The 17,659-nt window shown below is 62.9% G+C and carries 16 protein-coding genes; 5 read left to right on the plus strand and 11 right to left on the minus strand.

All coding sequences use genetic code 11. The annotated features are described in order from the left end of the window. Positions 1 to 314: 314 nt before the first annotated feature. Positions 315 to 773 carry an Hsp20 family protein gene (locus tag ACKODO_RS04535; protein ID WP_408982262.1) on the plus strand — a complete coding sequence of 153 codons (459 nt, stop codon included), beginning with the start codon at positions 315 to 317 and terminating at the stop codon, positions 771 to 773. A 101-nt stretch (positions 774 to 874) separates the two neighbouring features. Here the strand turns inward: ACKODO_RS04535 and ACKODO_RS04540 are convergent, their stop codons facing one another. From ACKODO_RS04540 to ACKODO_RS04550, 3 genes are all read right to left on the minus strand, one after another. After that, complete coding sequence (locus ACKODO_RS04540) at positions 875 to 1,489, minus strand: hypothetical protein (RefSeq protein ID WP_408982263.1); 615 nt, start codon at positions 1,487 to 1,489, stop codon at positions 875 to 877. A gap of 106 nt (positions 1,490 to 1,595) precedes the next feature. Then, on the minus strand, positions 1,596 to 2,678 hold the full coding sequence (locus tag ACKODO_RS04545) for a threonine aldolase family protein (RefSeq protein WP_408982264.1): 1,083 nt from the start codon (positions 2,676 to 2,678) through the stop codon (positions 1,596 to 1,598). Then, entirely contained in the window at positions 2,662 to 3,096 is a 435-nt protein-coding gene (locus tag ACKODO_RS04550) for a hypothetical protein (RefSeq protein WP_408982265.1), read from the minus strand. The genes ACKODO_RS04545 and ACKODO_RS04550 overlap by 17 nt, the downstream gene beginning before the upstream one ends. Before the next feature lie 48 nt (positions 3,097 to 3,144). Between ACKODO_RS04550 and gltB the strand changes: the two genes are divergently transcribed. Next, positions 3,145 to 7,923, plus strand: coding sequence for a glutamate synthase large subunit (gene gltB, locus ACKODO_RS04555; protein WP_408982266.1), 4,779 nt, complete (start codon positions 3,145 to 3,147; stop codon positions 7,921 to 7,923). Positions 7,924 to 8,033: 110 nt separating this feature from the next. Beyond that, on the plus strand, positions 8,034 to 9,455 hold the full coding sequence (locus ACKODO_RS04560) for a glutamate synthase subunit beta (protein ID WP_408982267.1): 1,422 nt from the start codon (positions 8,034 to 8,036) through the stop codon (positions 9,453 to 9,455). 52 nt (positions 9,456 to 9,507) lie between these two features. Here ACKODO_RS04560 and ACKODO_RS04565 read toward each other — a convergent pair whose 3' ends face one another. Together ACKODO_RS04565 and ACKODO_RS04570 are read right to left on the minus strand one after the other, a co-directional pair. Continuing rightward, positions 9,508 to 9,750, minus strand: coding sequence for a DUF1272 domain-containing protein (locus tag ACKODO_RS04565; RefSeq protein WP_408982268.1), 243 nt, complete (start codon positions 9,748 to 9,750; stop codon positions 9,508 to 9,510). A 3-nt stretch (positions 9,751 to 9,753) separates the two neighbouring features. After that, on the minus strand, positions 9,754 to 10,791 hold the full coding sequence (locus ACKODO_RS04570) for an aspartate-semialdehyde dehydrogenase (RefSeq protein ID WP_408982269.1): 1,038 nt from the start codon (positions 10,789 to 10,791) through the stop codon (positions 9,754 to 9,756). A 388-nt stretch (positions 10,792 to 11,179) separates the two neighbouring features. Here ACKODO_RS04570 and ACKODO_RS04575 point away from each other — a divergent pair, with 388 nt between their 5' ends. Both ACKODO_RS04575 and ACKODO_RS04580 read left to right on the plus strand, forming a co-directional pair. Then, positions 11,180 to 12,352, plus strand: a complete 1,173-nt coding sequence (locus ACKODO_RS04575; RefSeq protein WP_408982270.1) for a hypothetical protein — start codon at positions 11,180 to 11,182, stop codon at positions 12,350 to 12,352. A gap of 94 nt (positions 12,353 to 12,446) precedes the next feature. Further along, entirely contained in the window at positions 12,447 to 12,737 is a 291-nt protein-coding gene (locus ACKODO_RS04580) for a hypothetical protein (RefSeq protein WP_408982271.1), read from the plus strand. A 72-nt stretch (positions 12,738 to 12,809) separates the two neighbouring features. Here the strand turns inward: ACKODO_RS04580 and leuB are convergent, their stop codons facing one another. The 6 genes from leuB to ACKODO_RS04610 form a co-directional block, all read right to left on the minus strand. Continuing rightward, positions 12,810 to 13,919, minus strand: a complete 1,110-nt coding sequence (gene leuB, locus ACKODO_RS04585; RefSeq protein ID WP_408982272.1) for a 3-isopropylmalate dehydrogenase — start codon at positions 13,917 to 13,919, stop codon at positions 12,810 to 12,812. 252 nt (positions 13,920 to 14,171) lie between these two features. Then, on the minus strand, positions 14,172 to 15,341 hold the full coding sequence (locus tag ACKODO_RS04590) for a lytic murein transglycosylase (RefSeq protein ID WP_408982273.1): 1,170 nt from the start codon (positions 15,339 to 15,341) through the stop codon (positions 14,172 to 14,174). A 173-nt stretch (positions 15,342 to 15,514) separates the two neighbouring features. Next, positions 15,515 to 16,120: a 3-isopropylmalate dehydratase small subunit gene (gene leuD / locus ACKODO_RS04595; protein WP_408982274.1), complete on the minus strand. Its 606-nt coding sequence runs from the start codon at positions 16,118 to 16,120 to the stop codon at positions 15,515 to 15,517. Positions 16,121 to 16,258: 138 nt separating this feature from the next. Then, positions 16,259 to 16,690 carry a metallopeptidase family protein gene (locus ACKODO_RS04600; RefSeq protein WP_408982275.1) on the minus strand — a complete coding sequence of 144 codons (432 nt, stop codon included), beginning with the start codon at positions 16,688 to 16,690 and terminating at the stop codon, positions 16,259 to 16,261. 10 nt (positions 16,691 to 16,700) lie between these two features. Then, complete coding sequence (locus ACKODO_RS04605) at positions 16,701 to 16,925, minus strand: hypothetical protein (RefSeq protein WP_408982276.1); 225 nt, start codon at positions 16,923 to 16,925, stop codon at positions 16,701 to 16,703. Beyond that, positions 16,918 to 17,652, minus strand: coding sequence for a hypothetical protein (locus ACKODO_RS04610; protein ID WP_408982277.1), 735 nt, complete (start codon positions 17,650 to 17,652; stop codon positions 16,918 to 16,920). Before ACKODO_RS04610 ends, ACKODO_RS04605 begins: the two co-directional genes overlap by 8 nt. Between the last annotated feature and the right edge of the window lie 7 nt (positions 17,653 to 17,659).

A 17,659-nucleotide genomic window follows, 5' to 3' on the forward strand; every position in this document is an offset into this window, starting at 1 on the left:
CATCAGGGCTCCTGCAAGGGTGATGACGAGCCACAAGCCGGCACGCCGGCGCATGCGGGGCAGGGTGGGCGACGAGGGGGAATCGAGGGTGGTGGCCTGGGGCATGGTCCCTTTCTATTGCACTGCACCTGAACCGCGGCGCGCTTCCCTGTTCATCCGGCATTCATCGCGGGAAATCGTCTGGAGGCCCCTTGAAAGGCTGAAATCGGCCTCCCACATCGTGGTTCGTGCAGGCCATGAAGGCTGCACAGCAGCAATGGTCCGGCCGGATGGCGGACCGGATTTCGCGTGTCGCTTCTCAAGGAGGATATGCCATGCGTACATTTGATCTTGCCCCGCTCTATCGTTCCACCGTGGGCTTCGACCGTCTTTTCTCTCTGATCAACCAGATCGAGAATGGCGAAGCCGGGAATGCGAGCTACCCGCCCTACAACATCGAGAAGGTCTCCGAGGACGGCTATCGCATCAGCCTTGCCGTCGCAGGTTTCACCGAGGCCGATCTGTCGATCGAGACCAAGGAAAACTGGCTCGTGATCCGCGGCGAGAAGACCGCCGAGGAAAACAAGGCCGAGCGTGAATTCCTGTTTCAGGGCATCGCTGCCCGCCAGTTCGAGCGTCGCTTCCGCCTCGCGGACCATGTGACGGTCTCCGGTGCGCGCCTTGAGCATGGCCTGCTGCATGTCGATCTCGTGCGCGAGATTCCCGAGGCGAAGAAGCCCCGGCAGGTTCCGATCCACGCGCCTCGCGAAATGGCTGCCCAACTCGCGGCCTAACAGGATCGAAACTTCGGCTTCGAGACCAGCCGGACATTCGTGGCAAGAACGAAGGGGCGCCCGCGGCGCCCCTTTCTGCTATCCGTTCGTGGCGAAGCCGATCAGAGCAGCGGCGCAACGGGTACAGAATTGATGGGGTTCCAATCCGCGCTGGGCGGCCGAGTCGGCGGCAGGGCCGGAGCGGCGGGCGGCTCGGGCAGAGGGCCTGCGACCTTCGGCTGCACGGTCCTCGGTGCCACATTCTCAACGGCCGTTTCCGGCGCCATGCCCCGCATCCGGCGAGGCGGCGGGGTTAGCAGCGCGGCAAGATCGGAGGTGGAAACTGTGGGTCTGCGGTTCTCGCCCACGACGCGAGCATCGGAGCGACTCAGGGCATCCCGCTGGATGATCTCGCCATCATAAGCATCGACCACCAGCCGCACGCGACCCGTGCGCGGGCTCACGCCCTCGATCACGTAGAAATCGGCGCGACGCGCGACGACCACAAGGTTGCGGAAGCCGCGATCCTCGAGTTCATCCACGATGATCGAGGGATGCAGGCGGCGGTACCTTTCGATGCGATGGCCCGGCGCAGGTTCGTAGAGCGGCACGGCGAAGCGCTCGCCCCAGGTCTCGACGAAGATCTGGGCCTGCGCGCCGCTGGTGCCGAGAAGGGCGCAGGCCGCGACGGTCGCCGCGCCGAGCAGGCGGGGCAGGGAGAGGCGGGGAGCGGACATCACTCATTCTCCGGGGCAGCCAGAACTCTTCGCCATCATGATGAACGAAGCTTAACGCTTCTCGAACGGAATGCCGCAATTCGGCGAAAACAAGGAATTCTGCCGGCTATTCCGCTGCATCGCGCCTCTGGATCATGAAGTTGCGCGAAAGGGCAACGAAACGGTCGACCTCCTCGGCCGTCGTCATGAAGGAGGTGACGAGGCGCGCGACCACCTCGTCCGGCGCAGGCCGCAGGGCAGGGTCCATCGACAGGTCCGACCAGTCATAGAAGCGTGCGCCCTGCTCGATGAGGTGATCCATGAGAGCCTGCGGCATCACGGGGAAGACCTCGTTGATCTCGCAGCGCCACCCGAGCCGGATGCCGGGAATGGCCGCAAGACCCTCCGCCATGCGACGGGCCATGCCATTGGAATGGGCCGCGAGTTCGCGCCAATGGCCATCTTCCAGCCAGGCCTCGAATTGCGCGCCCATCAATCGCTGCTTCGAGAGGGTCTGCCCCGCCCGCTTCCTTCGAAAGCGGAAATCCTCCGCGAGGCTCCGGTCGAAGAACACCACCGCTTCCGCCATCAGGCAGCCATTCTTGGTGCCGCCGAGCGACAGCACGTCGATGCCGGATTTCCACGTCATCTCGGCTGGCGTGCAGCCGAGCGAAACAAGCGCGTTCGAGAAGCGCGCGCCATCCATATGCACCTTCAGGCCGTGCCGGCGGGCAGCGACCGTCAGCGCCATCAGTTCATCCGGCGTATAGACGAGGCCGAATTCCGTTCCTTGCGCGATGGAAAGGCCCTTGAGTGGCGGCCGGCGCACGCCGCCCGGCTCGGCCGCGACATGGGCGTCGAGCGTTTCCGGCGTAACCTTTCCGCCGATGCCGGGCAGGCCGACGAGCTTCGCGCCGCCCATGTAGAATTCCGGCGCGCCGCATTCGTCGTCCATCACATGGCTTTCGACATGCGTCAGAAGCGCGCCCCAGGGCGGGCATATGGCACTGGCGGCCAATGCATTGGCGGCCGTTCCCGTGGCCACAAGGAACACTTCGAGAGGACAATCGAAAAATTGCATAAGAGCCTGCTCGAAACGCTGGCTCCAGGGGTCCGCCCCATAGGAACCGGCGGTTCCGGCATTGGCGCGGACGATCGCATCCAGCACTTTCGGGCTCGCGCCCACCACGTTGTCACTCTGGAAAATCATGGATTCGAACGGTCCTTCCCGGCGGCGCAATCGCCGCTGCATGAGATGCTAGGAGGGGGCGGGTCTGCTCGCAAGCCTCTGCAAGGCGCAAGGCTTGTCCGAGATGCCCGTCTTGCCGAAGCAAGGCTCCAAAAGCAATCTTTGCCGCATCTTCCGGGCGGTTGATAAAATTTTGTTGCTCGAAAAATCGGATCATAGGCAACAAAATCCGAAAAATTCGGTCGCATGGCTCTTGTCTGTGCGCCGCAATTCTGTATAGCTCCACCTCGGAATAGGACAGCGTTGCTGACCTACCAAGCCGACCTTCGACGGTGAACCCGCCCTGCCCGATCTTTCCGGCGGGGTGATTTTTCCGCCGCTGGCCGGCATTCTTGCGGCAGGCTTCGGGAAGAGGCTGGGCGCAATCGAAAAACAGCATCGGGCAGGGTGATGTCCCCGCCCCCCAAGGTGAAGAAAGGGCGTGGCCATGACCAGGCGCGATGATGAGATGGACGGCGTGAAGCTCGGGCAAGCGGCTCGGCGCGCCGCCAAATCTCGCGCGACGGCCACGCGAGCCACGTCTTCCCGCGCTTCGAAAGGCGCGACCGATCTTATTGTCGCGCGTGATCCCGGCCTGCCGCCGGCGGAGGGTCTCTATGATCCGCGCCACGAGAAGGATTCCTGCGGCGTCGGCTTCGTGGCTGATATCAGGAACCGCAAGAGCCACGTCATCGTTCGGCACGGGCTCTCGATCCTTGCGAATCTCGACCATCGTGGTGCGGTGGGCGCGGACCCGAAGGCGGGTGACGGCTGCGGCATGCTGCTGCAGATTCCGCATCGCTTCTTCGCCGAGGAATGCGCGAAGCTCGGCTTTACGCTGCCGGAGCCCGGCCAATATGCCGTGGGCCAGTATTTCCTCCCGCGCGAGGACGAGGCGCGGGCGCGCGCGGTGAAGATCATCGAGGACACGATCCGCGCCGAGGGCCAGAAGGTGCTCGGCTGGCGCGACGTGCCGGTCGACAATTCCGATCTCGGCGAGAGCGTGCTGCCGACCGAGCCGTTCCATCGGCAGGTCTTCATCGGCCGCGGCGCGGATGTCGCCACCGAGGAGGATTTCGAGCGCCGGCTGTTCATCCTGCGCAAGGTGGTCTCCAACACGATCTACAAGAGCGTGGAGCGCGCGAAGGCGGGCGTTTATCCGGTTTCGGTGTCCTGCCGCACGGTGGTCTACAAGGGCATGCTGCTGGCGAACCAGCTCGGCGGCTATTTCCGGGATCTCAACGATCCCCGCGTGGAAAGCGCGCTGGCGCTCGTGCACCAGCGCTTCTCCACCAACACCTTCCCCACCTGGCAGCTGGCTCACCCCTATCGCATGGTCGCGCATAACGGCGAGATCAACACGCTGCGCGGCAACCTGAACTGGATGGCCGCCCGGCAGGCGAGCGTGGACAGCGAATTGTTCGGCGCGGAGATCGGCAAGCTCTGGCCCATTTCCTATGAGGGACAGTCCGACACGGCCTGTTTCGACAATGCGCTCGAATTCCTCGTGCGTGGCGGCTACAGCCTTGCCCATGCGGTGATGATGCTCATTCCCGAAGCCTGGGCCGGCAATCCGCTGATGAACGAGGAGCGCCGCGCCTTCTACGAGTATCACGCCGCGCTGATGGAGCCGTGGGACGGCCCCGCCGCCATCGCCTTCACGGATGGCCGGCAGATCGGCGCGACGCTCGACCGCAACGGCCTGCGCCCTGCGCGCTATTTCGTCACGAAGGATGACCTCGTGGTGATGGCCTCCGAGATGGGCGTGCTGCCTTTCCCGGAAAGCGAAATCGTGACCAAGTGGCGCCTGCAGCCCGGCCGCATGCTGCTCGTGGACCTGATAGAAGGCCGCATCGTCTCCGATGAGGAGATGAAGGCCGGGCTCGCCGCCGCGAACCCCTACCGGGAATGGCTGAAGCGCAGCCAGATCGTGCTCGAGGAGCTGAAGCCCGTCGAGCCGCGCGCCAGCCGCACCGATGTGAGCCTGCTCGATCGGCAGAAGGCTTTCGGCTATACGCAGGAAGACCTGAAGCTCCTGATGGCACCGATGGCCATTACCGGGCAGGAAGCCGTCGGCTCGATGGGCACCGATACCCCCCCGAGCGTGCTCTCCAACAAGTCGAAGCTGCTCTACACCTATTTCAAGCAGAACTTCGCGCAGGTCACGAACCCGCCGATCGACCCGATCCGCGAGGAGCTGGTGATGAGCCTCGTCTCGTTCATCGGGCCGCGCCCCAACATCTTCGATCTCGAGGGCAATTCGCGCCGCAAGCGGCTGGAGGTGCGCCAGCCGATCCTGACGAATGGCGATCTCGAGAAGATCCGCTGCATCGGCCATTTCGAGGACCGGTTCGATACCAAGACGCTCGACATCACTTTCGCGTCCGGGCGAGGCACGAAGGGCATGGAAGATGCCGTGAAGCTGCTATGTGATCGCGCGGAATCGGCCGTGCATGGCGGCTACAACATCATCGTGCTCTCGGATCGCATGGTGGGGCCGGATCGCATTCCGATCCCGGCGCTTCTCGCCACGGCGGCGGTGCATCACCACCTCATCCGCAAGGGCCTGCGCACTTCGGTCGGCCTCGTGATCGAGACGGGTGAAGCGCGCGAGGTTCATCACTTCGCCTGCCTCGCGGGCTACGGCGCCGAGGCGATCAACCCCTATCTCGCCTTCGAGACCCTGATCGCCATGAAGGCGGACATGGAAATTCCCGAGGAGGTGGACGAGGACGAGATCGTCAAGCGCTTCATCAAGGCCACGGGCAAGGGGCTGCTGAAGGTCATGTCCAAGATGGGCATCTCGACCTATCAATCCTATTGCGGCGGGCAGATCTTCGATGCCGTGGGCCTCTCGAGCGCTTTCGTGAACCAGTATTTCTACGGCACCGCCACCACCATCGAGGGCGTGGGGCTCGAGGAAATTTCCGAGGAAACCGTGCAGCGGCACCGGGAAGCGTTCTCGAACAGCCTTGTGCTGAAGAACTTCCTCGATGTCGGCGGGGAGTATAACCAGCGCCAGCGCGGCGAGGATCATATCTGGTCATCGGAGGTCGTGGCCGATCTGCAGCATGCCGTGCGCACCAATGCGCGCGACCGCTATGACGCCTATGCCAGGCGCATCGACGAGGTGGAGAACCGCTATCAGACCATTCGCGGCCTTTTCCACATCAAGAAGGCGACAGAAACAGGCCGCAACCCGGTGCCGCTCGACGAGGTGGAGCCCGCAAGCGAGATCGTGAAGCGGTTTGCCACGGGTGCCATGTCCTTCGGTTCCATCAGCCGAGAGGCGCATGAAACGCTTGCCAGGGCGATGAACGCCATCGGCGCCAAGTCCAACACCGGCGAGGGCGGCGAGGAATCCGCGCGCTTCGAGCCGCTGCCGAACGGCCTTCCCAACCCGCGCCGCTCGGCCATCAAGCAGGTGGCATCGGGCCGTTTCGGTGTCACCACGGAATATCTCGTGAATTCCGATGTCATGCAGATCAAGGTCGCGCAGGGCGCGAAGCCCGGCGAGGGCGGACAATTGCCCGGCCACAAGGTCGATGCCGTCATCGCCAAGGTGCGCCATTCGACGCCCGGCGTGGGCCTGATTTCGCCCCCGCCGCATCACGACATCTACTCGATCGAGGATCTCGCCCAGCTGATCTTCGATTTGAAGAACGTGAACCCGGCGGCGGATGTCTCGGTGAAGCTCGTCTCGGAAGTGGGGGTTGGCACGGTCGCGGCCGGCGTCGCGAAGGCGCGGGCCGATCACATCACCATCTCGGGCTATGAGGGGGGCACGGGCGCGTCCCCGCTCACCTCCATCAAGCATGCGGGTTCGCCCTGGGAGATGGGGTTGGCGGAAACGCAGCAGGTTCTCGTGAAGAACCGCCTGCGCGGCCGCGTGGCTTTGCAGGTCGATGGCGGCCTGCGCACGGGTCGTGACGTGATCATCGGTGCGTTGCTCGGGGCCGACGAATTCGGCTTCTCGACCGCACCGCTCATCGCGGCGGGCTGCATCATGATGCGCAAGTGCCACCTCAATACTTGTCCGGTGGGGGTGGCGACGCAGGACCCCGTTCTGCGCAAGCGCTTCAAGGGCCAGCCCGAACACGTGATCAACTACTTCTTCTTCGTGGCGGAACAGGTGCGCGAGATCCTCGCCACCATGGGCTTCCGTTCGTTGACGGAGATTACCGGCCGCACCGATCTGCTTGATACCCGCGCGGGCGTGGACCACTGGAAGGCGAAGGGGCTCGATTTCTCGAAGCTCTTTGCGCGTCCGGATGTGCCGGCGACGGTCGCGAGGAAGCATTCCGAGCAGCAGACGCATCCGATCGACGACGTGCTCGACCGCAAGCTGATCGCGAAAGCGCTGCCGGCGATCGAGGGCGGCGCGCCGGTGACGATCGAGGAGAAAATCTTCAGCCGTGACAGAGCGGCGGGCGCCATGCTCTCCGGCGAGGTGGCGAAGCGGCACGGCCATGCCGGCCTGCCGGATGACACCATCCGCATCACGCTTGCCGGCACGGCGGGCCAGAGCTTCGGTGCCTGGGTCGCGGCGGGCGTGACGCTGGAGCTCGTGGGCGAGGCCAACGATTATGTCGGCAAGGGGCTATCGGGCGGCAAGCTGATCATCCGTCCGGCGCCGGATGCGGCCATCGTGCCGGAAAAGTCGATCATCGTCGGCAACACCGTGCTCTATGGCGCGATTTCCGGCGAGTGCTATTTCCGGGGCGTGGCCGGCGAGCGCTTCGCCGTGCGCAACTCCGGCGCCATCGCGGTGGTCGAGGGCGTGGGCGACCATGGCTGCGAATACATGACCGGCGGCGTGGTGGTGGTGATCGGCGAGACGGGCCGCAACTTCGCGGCGGGCATGTCGGGCGGCGTCGCCTATGTGCTCGACGAGGATGGCACCTTCCGCTCGCGCTGCAACCTCTCCATGGTCGATCTCGAACCCGTCGAGGAGGAGGAGGATTTGATGCAGCGCCTCCACCACCATGGCGGCGATCTCGAATTCAAGGGCCGCATCGACATCATGGGCGACATGTCGCGCCATGACGAGGAGCGCCTGCACCAGCTTGTCGCCAACCATCTGCGCTATACGGGCTCGGCCCGCGCGAAACACATTCTCGACCATTGGGCGGATTTCCGTCACCGGTTCGTGAAGGTGATGCCGGTGGAATATCGCCGTGCGCTGCGCGACATGGAAAAGGCGCGGCAGCTGCAGGCGGCCGAGTGAGGATCGATGGCCCGGGCCGAGGCCCGGGTCTCCCCGCAAGAGAGAAACATGGACCGGCACCGGGCGGCGCTTCTCGAACAGCGCGCCCCGCACGAGTTGAGGTGAGAGAGATGGGCAAGGTCACGGGTTTTCTGGAAATCGACCGGCGCGAGGCGAAGTATCAGCCGGCATCGGATCGCATCCGCCATTTCCGCGAATTCACGTTGCCGATGGATGCGAAGGATGTGCGCGAGCAGGCCGCGCGCTGCATGGATTGCGGCGTGCCCTATTGCCACGGCCCCAATGGCTGCCCGGTTCACAACCAGATCCCGGACTGGAACGACCTCGTCTACCAGAACGATTGGGAAGAGGCGCTGGCGAACCTGCATTCCACCAACAATTTCCCCGAATTCACGGGCCGCATCTGCCCTGCGCCGTGCGAGGAAGCCTGCACGCTGAACCTCGAGAACATGCCCGTCGCGATCAAGACGGTCGAGCAGGCCATCGCGGATCGCGGCTGGAAGGAAGGCTGGATCAAGCCGGAAATCGCTGCAAACCGCACCGGCAAGCGCGTCGCGGTCATCGGTTCGGGCCCGGCGGGCATGGCGGCCGCCCAGCAGCTCGCCCGTGTGGGGCATGAGGTGCATGTCTATGAGCGCGAGCCCAAGGCCGGTGGCCTGCTGCGCTATGGCATCCCCGATTTCAAGATGGAGAAGCACCATATCGACCGCCGCGTGGAGCAGATGGCGGCCGAGGGGGTCATCTTCCATTACAACGCGCATGTTGGCGTGAACGTGAAGCTTGCCGATCTCCAGCGCGATTTCGACGCGGTTCTTCTCGCGGGCGGAGCGGAAGCGCCGCGCGATCCCGGCCTGCCGGGGCAGGAACTGGAAGGCGTGCATTACGCGATGCCCTATCTCACGCAGTCCAACCGCCGCGTCGGTGATGAGCGGATCGACGACGCCCCGCTGCTCTCGGGCGGGAAGGATGTGGTGGTGATCGGTGGCGGCGATACCGCGTCGGATTGCATCGGCACGGCCTTCCGGCAGGGCGCGCTGTCGGTGACGCAGCTCGACATTCGTCCGAAGCCGCCGGAGATCGAGGACAAGCTGACGATCTGGCCGTTCTGGCCCACGAAGTTCCGCACCTCCTCCTCGCAGGCCGAGGGAGCGGATCGGGAATTCCAGGCCGCGACCCTGCGCATTCTGGGCAAGAATGGCAGGGTAACGGGCGTGGAATGCGCCCGCGTGGACGAGAGGCGCCGGCCGATCCCCGGCACGGAATTCGTGCTGAAGGCCGATCTCGTCTTCCTCGCCATCGGCTTTGCCGGCTCGGTGAAGGACGGCCTCCTCACGGAAGCGGGCGTGGCGATGGACAAGCGCGCGAACGTGATTGCCAACGAGAACGATTACCGCACCGACAAGCCGAAGATCTTCGCCGCCGGCGACATGCGCCGCGGCCAGAGCCTCGTCGTCTGGGCGATCCGCGAGGGGCGGCAGGCCGCGCGCGCGATTGACGAAATGCTGATGGGCGAGAGCGTGCTGCCGCGCTGAGTGGGACTTCCATCGCCTTAACAAAAGGGCCGCTTGAAGCGGCCCTTTTTCTTTACAGGCAAACCGGATGCGGTTTGAGCACCCGTTCGGTACTGGCCGGAAACTTTGCAAGCTTTAGCTCGGGTCGAACCGGGCGGCGGACAAGCTCGCCGCCGCAATTCGGACAATGGCCATCCAGACGTTCCGTTGCGCAATCCTCGCAGAACGTGCATTCGAAGGTGCAGATCATGGCCTGCCGGGAGGAGGGCGGCAGATCGCGATCGCAGCATTCGCAATTGGGGCGCAGCGCCAGCATGGATCAAGCCGCCTTCGCGCGCGGCTTGATGAGCCCGCGATTGATGAGGCATTCGGCGATCTGCACGGCGTTCAGCGCCGCGCCCTTGCGCAGGTTGTCCGACACGCACCAGAAGGCAAGGCCGTTCTCCACCGTGGCATCCTCGCGGATGCGCGAGATATAGGTTGCATCCTCGCCCGCCGCTTCCTGCGGGGTCACGTAACCACCCGGCTCGCGCTTGTCGACCACGAGAATGCCCGGCGAGCGGCGCAGGATCTCGCGCGCCTCGTCGGCGGTCACGGGCTTCTCGAATTCCACGTTCACCGCTTCGGAATGGCCGATGAAGACCGGTACGCGCACGCAAGTGGCGGTGAGCTTGATCTTCGGGTCGAGGATCTTCTTGGTCTCGACCGTCATCTTCCATTCTTCCTTGGTGAACCCGTCTTCCATGAAGACATCGATCTGCGGGATCACGTTGAAGGCGATGGGCTTCGAGAACTTCTTCGCAGCCACTTCCTGGCCCGGCACATACTTGCCCTTGGTCTGGCTCCAGAGCTCGTCCATCCCTTCCTTGCCCGCGCCGGAAACCGACTGGTAAGTCGAGACGACGACGCGCTTGATGCCGAAGGCGTCATGCAGCGGCTTCAGCGCCACCACGAGCTGGGCGGTGGAGCAGTTCGGGTTCGCGATGATATTCTTCCTGGTGAAGCCACGCACGGCATCGGCATTCACTTCCGGAACGATCAGTGGCACATCCTGATCATAGCGCCAGGCCGACGAGTTATCGATGACGACGCAGCCCTGCGCCCCGATGCGGGGCGACCATTCCTTCGAGACCGAGCCGCCCGCCGACATGAGGCAGATATCGATATCCGAGAAATCGTAATGGTCGAGCACCTTGGTCTTGAGAATCTTGTCGCCGAATGTGACTTCCTGCCCGATCGAGCGCTGCGAGGCGAGTGCCACGACCTCGCTGACCGGGAAGGCCCGTTCGGCCAGAATATCCAGCATTTCCCGGCCCACATTGCCGGTGGCGCCAACGATAGCAACCTTGTAGCCCATGAGTCTCGTTCCTGATTTGAGGGCCTTGCCCTGAACCATCTCCCCCGGGAGCGAAGCAGGTGCGGCTTGCCCGACCTGCTGGCCCTTTCCCCCGCCGGGGGAGGACCCGAGAGCGAGGACGACCGTTATCCCACCGCGCCCGTTTTCGTGGCCGGTTTCGTCACACGCGTTTTTTTCGTCGTGAGGCGGATCATGGGTCGGGGTTCCTCGGCGAAGGGTCGCCGCAGCGGTGAGAAGCGCCAGATTTCGGGAAAAGTCAATGCCGGCCTCGGGATGAGGGCGCGCGTTAGGCGCGTGTTCACCCTGATCGCAAGTGAGCCCGGGCCGGTAACCCGTCTTTCCCTGAGACGCGGCAATGGTCTCGCCCGGGAACGAAGAGGGGCGGGACGTGGCAGACGGCCGGGTTGGTCTCACGATTGCAATCGAGCATTTCGTCGTCGCGCCGGACAGGAGCCTCGGCGCGCGGCTTGAACGCTGGCATCGCTGGAGCCTGTGGCGCTGGAAGCGCGGCCGGGTGCGGCTTCTCCGTGCCTCGCGCCGGGTTGCGGGCCAGGTCTGGCTTCTGGGGCTCCCGGCGATCCTGGCCGCACTCCTCAAGTCCGGCGCATTCCTGCGTGGGATCTTCCGCGCGCTGCGCGATTCGGCGGTGCTGCTGACCGTGATCCTGCGCTATGCGATAAACCATCCGACGCAGGGCTCGAAGGTCGAGCAGGGCAAGGCATGGCGCCCCCGGAAATCCGGTCTCATCCTCGCGCTTGGCCTTCCGGCGCTGGCGCTGTCCTTCTTCCTGCCTGACCGCAAACGCGATGCGTTCCCCGGCGAAATGCTGCTGACAACGGCGCAAGCACCCATGCAGGAGCCTGCGCCGGAGCCGGCCAGTGTCGAGACCCGTCGCAATTCCGAGGCGTTGCCGCCAATGGAGCAACGCCCCTGGCAGCCGGTTCGGCAGCCCATGGCGCTCTACCATCTTGAATCACCGGAACTTTCCGGGCTCACCTTGACCTACCGGGTCTCGCAGCGTGGCAGTTCCCGGCAAGATATGCTGATCTGGCAGCCGCGACGGGATGCGGGTGAGAGCGAGACCCGGCGCTCTGGCGCTCTGGTGGTGATCGAGCGTCATGATGGCGCGCTGACGGAAAAGCCGCTCTTCTCCGATCTCGCGGCGCGCGCCGCCGAGCATCGCTTGGTCGTCGAGCGCATGGCCAGTCCGCAGGACATCCGCACCAAGTTCGGGCTGATGGAGGCGGCGGAGGTGAAGCTGCGGCAGGAAAACGCCGTAATGTCCTGTCTGGCCTATCGCCGCATCGACATGGCTGGCGTCAGCATCCTGGGCTGGCTTTGCGGCACGATCCAGCGGCCGGTCGATCGCGTGTCCATGGCCTGCTTCCTCGACCGTCTCGATCTTGTCGGCGGCGGGCGCGATGCCTCCCTGCGGAAGTTTTTCGCCGAGGCGGAGCGTTCACGGCAGAACTGCACATCCTCGCGCCAGCCCGGCCGGCGGTTGACCTGGATGGACCATGAGGCATCCATTCCCGCGCTGAAGCTGACCGCTCGCCGCTGAACCTGAAAATCTTGCAGGCAGCCAGGCGTGATGAATGCTTGTTAACGCTTTTTCCGATAAGGTTAACGGGATCATCAATTCAGTGGAGAATCCCATGCGCGCGCTTCCCCTTTTCGCGGCCGGTCTTGCCCTCCTGTCGCTGCCTGCGATGGCCGAGGCGCAGACCCGTTCCTCGCTCTACATCGAGGTAAAACCCCGTTCCTGGCTGGATCCGGGCAGGGAGGTCCGGCCGCATTCGATGCAGAACTACATCTATGATACGCAGGGCTCCGGCATTCCCAGCGCGGGGGCGGGCTTTTCGAATCAGGGCCTGCTGCCGGGCCGCTTCTCCGGTGGCTCGATGATCAAGATCGATATTCCCGCGCCGGATTTCCTGCGGAAGTGAATGCAACCCGCATAAGGGGGCATGAAAAGGGGTCTTGAAGGCCCCTTTCCGTTTTGTCTGCATGCGCTTGCCTCAGGTGAGGCGCTTCAGCGCCCCGACGATCGCATCGCCCATCTCGGTCGTGCCGACCGCATTCACGCCCTTCGGCGCGATGTCGCGGGTGCGTATGCCGCTCGCGAGCACGTCGGCGATCGCCTTGTCCACGAGATCCGCCGCTTCCGTGAGGCCGCAGGAATAGCGGAGCGCCATGCCGAAGGAGCCGATCATCGCGATGGGGTTCGCGAGGCCCTTGCCGGCGATATCCGGCGCGGAACCATGCACCGGCTCATAGAGCGCCTTGCGCTTGCCGGTCTTGGCATCGGGCGCGCCGAGCGAGGCGGAGGGCAGCATGCCGAGCGAGCCGGTCAGCATCGCCGCGACATCCGAGAGCATGTCGCCGAAGAGATTGTCGCAGACGATCACGTCATATTGCTTGGGCCAGCGCACGAGCTGCATGCCGCAGGCATCCGCGAGGTGATGTTCGAGCTCGATATCCGGATATTCCGTCTTGCCGATCTTCGTGACCACTTCCTTCCACAGCACGCCCGAGCGCATCACATTGTGCTTCTCGCTCGAAGTCAGCTTCTTGCGGCGCACCTTCGCGAGGTCGAAGGCGACGCGCGCGATGCGCTCGATCTCATGCGTGGTGTAGACCTGCGTATCCACCGCGCGCTTCTCGCCGTTCTCCAGCGTGACGATTTCCTTGGGCTCGCCAAAATAGACTCCGCCCGTCAGTTCGCGCACGATCAGGATGTCGAGTCCTTCGACGATCTCCCGCTTCAGCGAGGAAGCATCGGCCAGCGCCGGATAGCAGACGGCCGGGCGGAGATTGGCGAAAAGCTCCATCTCCTTGCGCAGGCGCAGCAGGCCGGCTTCTGGCCGCGCATGGTAGGGCACATCCGCCCATTTCGGGCCACCCACCGCGCCGAACAGCACGGCATCCGCCGCATGCGCGCGCGCCATGGCCGCATCGGTGATCGCGACGCCATGCGCATCATAGGCCGAGCCGCCGACAAGATCGGTCTCGGTCTCGAATTTCGCGATGCCCGCCGAGCCGAGGAAGGTGGCGACCTTCTGCACCTCGTGGGCCACTTCCGGGCCGATGCCGTCGCCCGGGAGGAGCAGAAGATTGAAGGACGCCATGGTGAACCCCTTTCAAGCTTGCCGGCTGTTTTGCGTGGGCCGGATTTCGCGAATGTGACAATGGATGCTGACTACAGGGCCAGGCCATGCGGCACAACCCGTCTTTCGATATGAAAGGCAAGGGTTTGCGAGGATGGCTCCGTCCGGAAAGTCGGCGGTATACCACGCTGATTCGTGTGTTCCTACTTCGAAGTTTTCAACTTGAGATAGCCGATGCGGCGGGATCGCGAACGCTGTTTCCGCTTCCGGCGCTTATCGCAGTGCGTCGAAGACCTTGCCGCCGGCGCGACCGGTCTGCGGCAGGCCCAGCCTTGCCTCGACATCCCGGATGGCCGCGCGTGTCAGCGCACCGATGGCGCCATCGGGTTTGCCGACATCATAGCCGCGGGCGATCAGCCGCTCCTGCAGGATCTTCCGTTCGGCGCGCGAGAGGCCGCGATCATCCGTGGGCCAGGGGGTGCGAATGCCAGGGCGGCCGCGCAGGCGATCGGAGAGCACGGAAATCGCCAGCGCATAGCTTTCGGCGGCATTATAGGCATAGGCCGCATCGAAATTCCGCGTCACCAGGAAGGCCGGGCCATTCCGGCCGGCGGGAAGCAGCAACCCGGCAGCCGGCAGGCCCGAGACCGTCGAACCATCGAGCCGCGTGATCCCGCGCGAGGCCCAGGCATCCGCCGGCGATTTGTTCGTGCGACCCGAGGGGCCGGAATACGCGGAAGGCAATTTCACTTCGTAACCCCAGCTTGCGCCGGTGATCCAGCCCGAGCGCTTGAGGTAATTCGCGGTGGAAGCCAGCGCATCGGGGATCGAATCCACGAGGTCGCGTTTGCCGTCGCCGTCGAAATCCACCGCGAGACGCAGATAGGTGGAGGGGATGAACTGCGTGTGGCCGAAGGCGCCGGCCCAGGAGCCGCGCAGCTTCTCGGCCGCGAGATCCCCGCGCTCGATGATTTTCAGCGTGGAAATCAATTCGCCGCGGAAGAATTCGCGCCTGCGGGGGCCGAAACAGGCGGCGGTGGAAAGCGCCTGCGGCAGGAAGCGGCCACCCGAGATGTTGCCGTAATCGCTTTCGACACCCCATACGGCAACCACCGCATGCCGATCCACGCCATAGGCCTGCTCGATGCGCGAAAGCAGCGAAGCGTGCTTCTGGAGCAGCGCGCGGCCTTCGCTCACCTTCTGCTCGTCCACGAGGGTCGCAAGATAATCCCAGATCGGCGTCTTGAATTCGGGCTGGTTCTGCATCAGCTCGATAACCTTCATGTCCGGCTCGACATCGCGCATCACGCGGTCGAAGGTCGAGCCCGAAACACCGGCCGTGGTCGCGGCGGAGCGGAGGCCCGCAACACACGAGGCGAATTCTGCCGAAGCGGTGCTCGCGGCGGAGATCAGCAGGGCAACGGACAAAGAAAAAGCGCGCATGGCGGGAGTCTCCGGCAACATGCGCGCGAAAATAGGGCGGTATGGGGGGGCCGACCATCCGCAAAAAACAGAGGCTCTCTAACTGTCATTGCGAGGAGGACTTCAGTCCAACGCGGCAATCCAGAAAAGATCTGGATTGCTTCGTCGTTTCACTCCTCGCAATGACGCGAGGCTCACAGCCAGGCGCGATTTTCCTTCGCCTTGGCTTCATAAGCATCAATCGAGGCCTTCTTCACCATGGTGAGGCCGATATCATCGAGCCCTTCCATCAGGCACTTCTTGCGGAAGGGGTCGATCTCGAACCTGATCGTGCCGCCATCCGGGCCCTTGATCTCCTGCGAGGCGAGATCGACCGTCAGCGTCGCGTTCGAGCCACGATCGGCATCGTCGAACAGCTTGTCGAGGTCTTCCTGGCTGACCGTGATCGGCAGGATGCCGTTCTTGAAGCAGTTGTTGTAGAAGATGTCGGCGAAGCTCGTGGAGATCACGCAGCGGATGCCGAAATCGAGCAGCGCCCAGGGCGCATGCTCGCGGGAGGAGCCGCAGCCGAAATTGTCGCCGGCGATGAGGATCTCGCTTTTGCGATAGGCTGGCTTGTTCAGCACGAAATCCGGGTTCTCGTTGCCATTCTCGTCATAGCGCATCTCGAAGAACAGCGACTTGCCGAGGCCCGTGCGCCGAATTGTCTTCAGGAACTGCTTGGGGATGATCATGTCGGTATCGACATTGACCACTTTCAGCGGCGCCGGGGTGGAAGTGAGCGTGGTGAAGGGCTGCATATCTCGTGCTTTCCGTCTCAGTTATGTTTTGCGCCCCGGAGAGGAGCGACTGGTTTTTTTTCGTCTGTCACATTTTCTTCACGCGAACCCGCGTCCACCCCCGCCTTCGCGGGGGCATGCTTCGCTGGAAAATGCTCCTTAACCGGCCTTGGCTTCAATCTTTTCCATGTCGTCATCCGAGAGGCCGAAATGGTGGCCGATCTCATGGATGAGCACATGGCTGATGATGGTGCCGAGCGTTTCCTCATGCTCGGCCCAGTAATCGAGGATGGGGCGGCGATAGAGCCAGATCATGTTCGGCTCCTGCCCCGTATGCTGGATGGCCGCCGCCGTGGTGAGGCCATGGCCCTGGAACAGCCCGAGGATGTCGAAGGGCGTTTCCAACTCCATCGCCTCGATCACTTCCTCGTCGGGGAATTCCTCGATCTTGATGACGATGTGGCCGCAGAGCTTCCGGAATTCCTCCGGCAGCGTCTCATAGGCATGCGCCGCCATTTCCTCGAAATCGGCGAGGTTCGGCGCCTGCATAGGAGCCCAGGAGGCCGAGGGAAAACGCTGCGTTGCGCTCATGGCTTGTCACTCACCACCAATTCAACTGGTGGCCGAAATACCACGCGAGGGCTACGAAAGCGATCAGGGAGAAACCCCGACCGACCCTCTTGGCCCAGATCTCGACCTTGTCCGCCGGCTCGGCATTCTGCTTGAGCGCATCCTCGCCGGCAAAGTGGTCCGCCGCGCGCGCGAGCGAGGAGGAGAAGAGGGTTTGGCCTTCGTCAAGTTTATTTGGAATTTGCTCTTTATTCAATCTTTAGCGCCTTCTTCAAGTCTTTGAGTGCTGTAACTATTTGGTCGAAGCCATGTGCTCGATAGAGGGCCCGCGAAACATCAGAAAGATCAGAAACCGCCTCTATCTCTTCGATAATTCTACAAAATCCTAAGAATGAGTATTCTAAGTTGTTTTGTTCATAAATATCATTCTGACTGATCGCATTCAGCCTTACGCCATTTATATTTCGGGCAATTTGAAATCCGGAATGTGCAAAACGATCATTTGCATTATTTCCGATATAACCAAGTACTATTGTGTAGTTCTGTAACCGTTTAGATGGCACTTGAACTTGTAGCTCTAGTTTGCATATTTCATAGAAGTTTTCAACCATAGATTTCATGTATTCAAGATAATTTTTATTTAATTCAATTTCATTCTGTATTTTTGTTTCGTTTGCCAGTGCTGAGTTGCTCTCTGAAGAAGATTTTAGTGCAACTTCCTGATCCTTCATCACATCGCGCGTCAGCCTGAGTTCCTGCTGCTGAATCCAAACCGAGTAAGCAAGCAGAATGAATGCTAGCGGCGCAAAAGCTCCCGATAAGAAGTCGCCGAAGTTATCAGGTGAAAGGATCAGGATTTGGTCAAAAGGCGCAATTCCCGACCGAAAACCAAATAGATAGGCAAATAGGATCGCTATCCACGCCACAGAGACTATGCCGACGGCATAACCCACAACTCGACCAGCGATCCCGTCTTTCGTCATCCGTCAC

Origin of the sequence: Rhabdaerophilum sp. (genome assembly GCF_046092605.1) — a bacterium.
Taxonomy (GTDB): domain Bacteria; phylum Pseudomonadota; class Alphaproteobacteria; order Rhizobiales; family Beijerinckiaceae; genus Rhabdaerophilum.

What these genes read in the sequence shown, in the direction of transcription:
- ACKODO_RS04580 (WP_408982271.1), top strand. Translation starts at nt 12,447, where the DNA reads ATGCGCGCGCTTCCCCTTTTCGCGGCCGGTCTTGCCCTCCTGTCGCTG.
- ACKODO_RS04565 (WP_408982268.1), bottom strand. Translation starts at nt 9,750, where the DNA reads ATGCTGGCGCTGCGCCCCAATTGCGAATGCTGCGATCGCGATCTGCCG.
- gltB (WP_408982266.1), top strand. Translation starts at nt 3,145, where the DNA reads ATGACCAGGCGCGATGATGAGATGGACGGCGTGAAGCTCGGGCAAGCG.
- leuB (WP_408982272.1), bottom strand. Translation starts at nt 13,919, where the DNA reads ATGGCGTCCTTCAATCTTCTGCTCCTCCCGGGCGACGGCATCGGCCCG.
- ACKODO_RS04545 (WP_408982264.1), bottom strand. Translation starts at nt 2,678, where the DNA reads ATGATTTTCCAGAGTGACAACGTGGTGGGCGCGAGCCCGAAAGTGCTG.
- ACKODO_RS04600 (WP_408982275.1), bottom strand. Translation starts at nt 16,690, where the DNA reads ATGAGCGCAACGCAGCGTTTTCCCTCGGCCTCCTGGGCTCCTATGCAG.
- ACKODO_RS04540 (WP_408982263.1), bottom strand. Translation starts at nt 1,489, where the DNA reads ATGTCCGCTCCCCGCCTCTCCCTGCCCCGCCTGCTCGGCGCGGCGACC.
- ACKODO_RS04535 (WP_408982262.1), top strand. Translation starts at nt 315, where the DNA reads ATGCGTACATTTGATCTTGCCCCGCTCTATCGTTCCACCGTGGGCTTC.
- ACKODO_RS04550 (WP_408982265.1), bottom strand. Translation starts at nt 3,096, where the DNA reads ATGCTGTTTTTCGATTGCGCCCAGCCTCTTCCCGAAGCCTGCCGCAAG.
- ACKODO_RS04590 (WP_408982273.1), bottom strand. Translation starts at nt 15,341, where the DNA reads ATGCGCGCTTTTTCTTTGTCCGTTGCCCTGCTGATCTCCGCCGCGAGC.
- ACKODO_RS04610 (WP_408982277.1), bottom strand. Translation starts at nt 17,652, where the DNA reads ATGACGAAAGACGGGATCGCTGGTCGAGTTGTGGGTTATGCCGTCGGC.
- ACKODO_RS04560 (WP_408982267.1), top strand. Translation starts at nt 8,034, where the DNA reads ATGGGCAAGGTCACGGGTTTTCTGGAAATCGACCGGCGCGAGGCGAAG.
- ACKODO_RS04570 (WP_408982269.1), bottom strand. Translation starts at nt 10,791, where the DNA reads ATGGGCTACAAGGTTGCTATCGTTGGCGCCACCGGCAATGTGGGCCGG.
- leuD (WP_408982274.1), bottom strand. Translation starts at nt 16,120, where the DNA reads ATGCAGCCCTTCACCACGCTCACTTCCACCCCGGCGCCGCTGAAAGTG.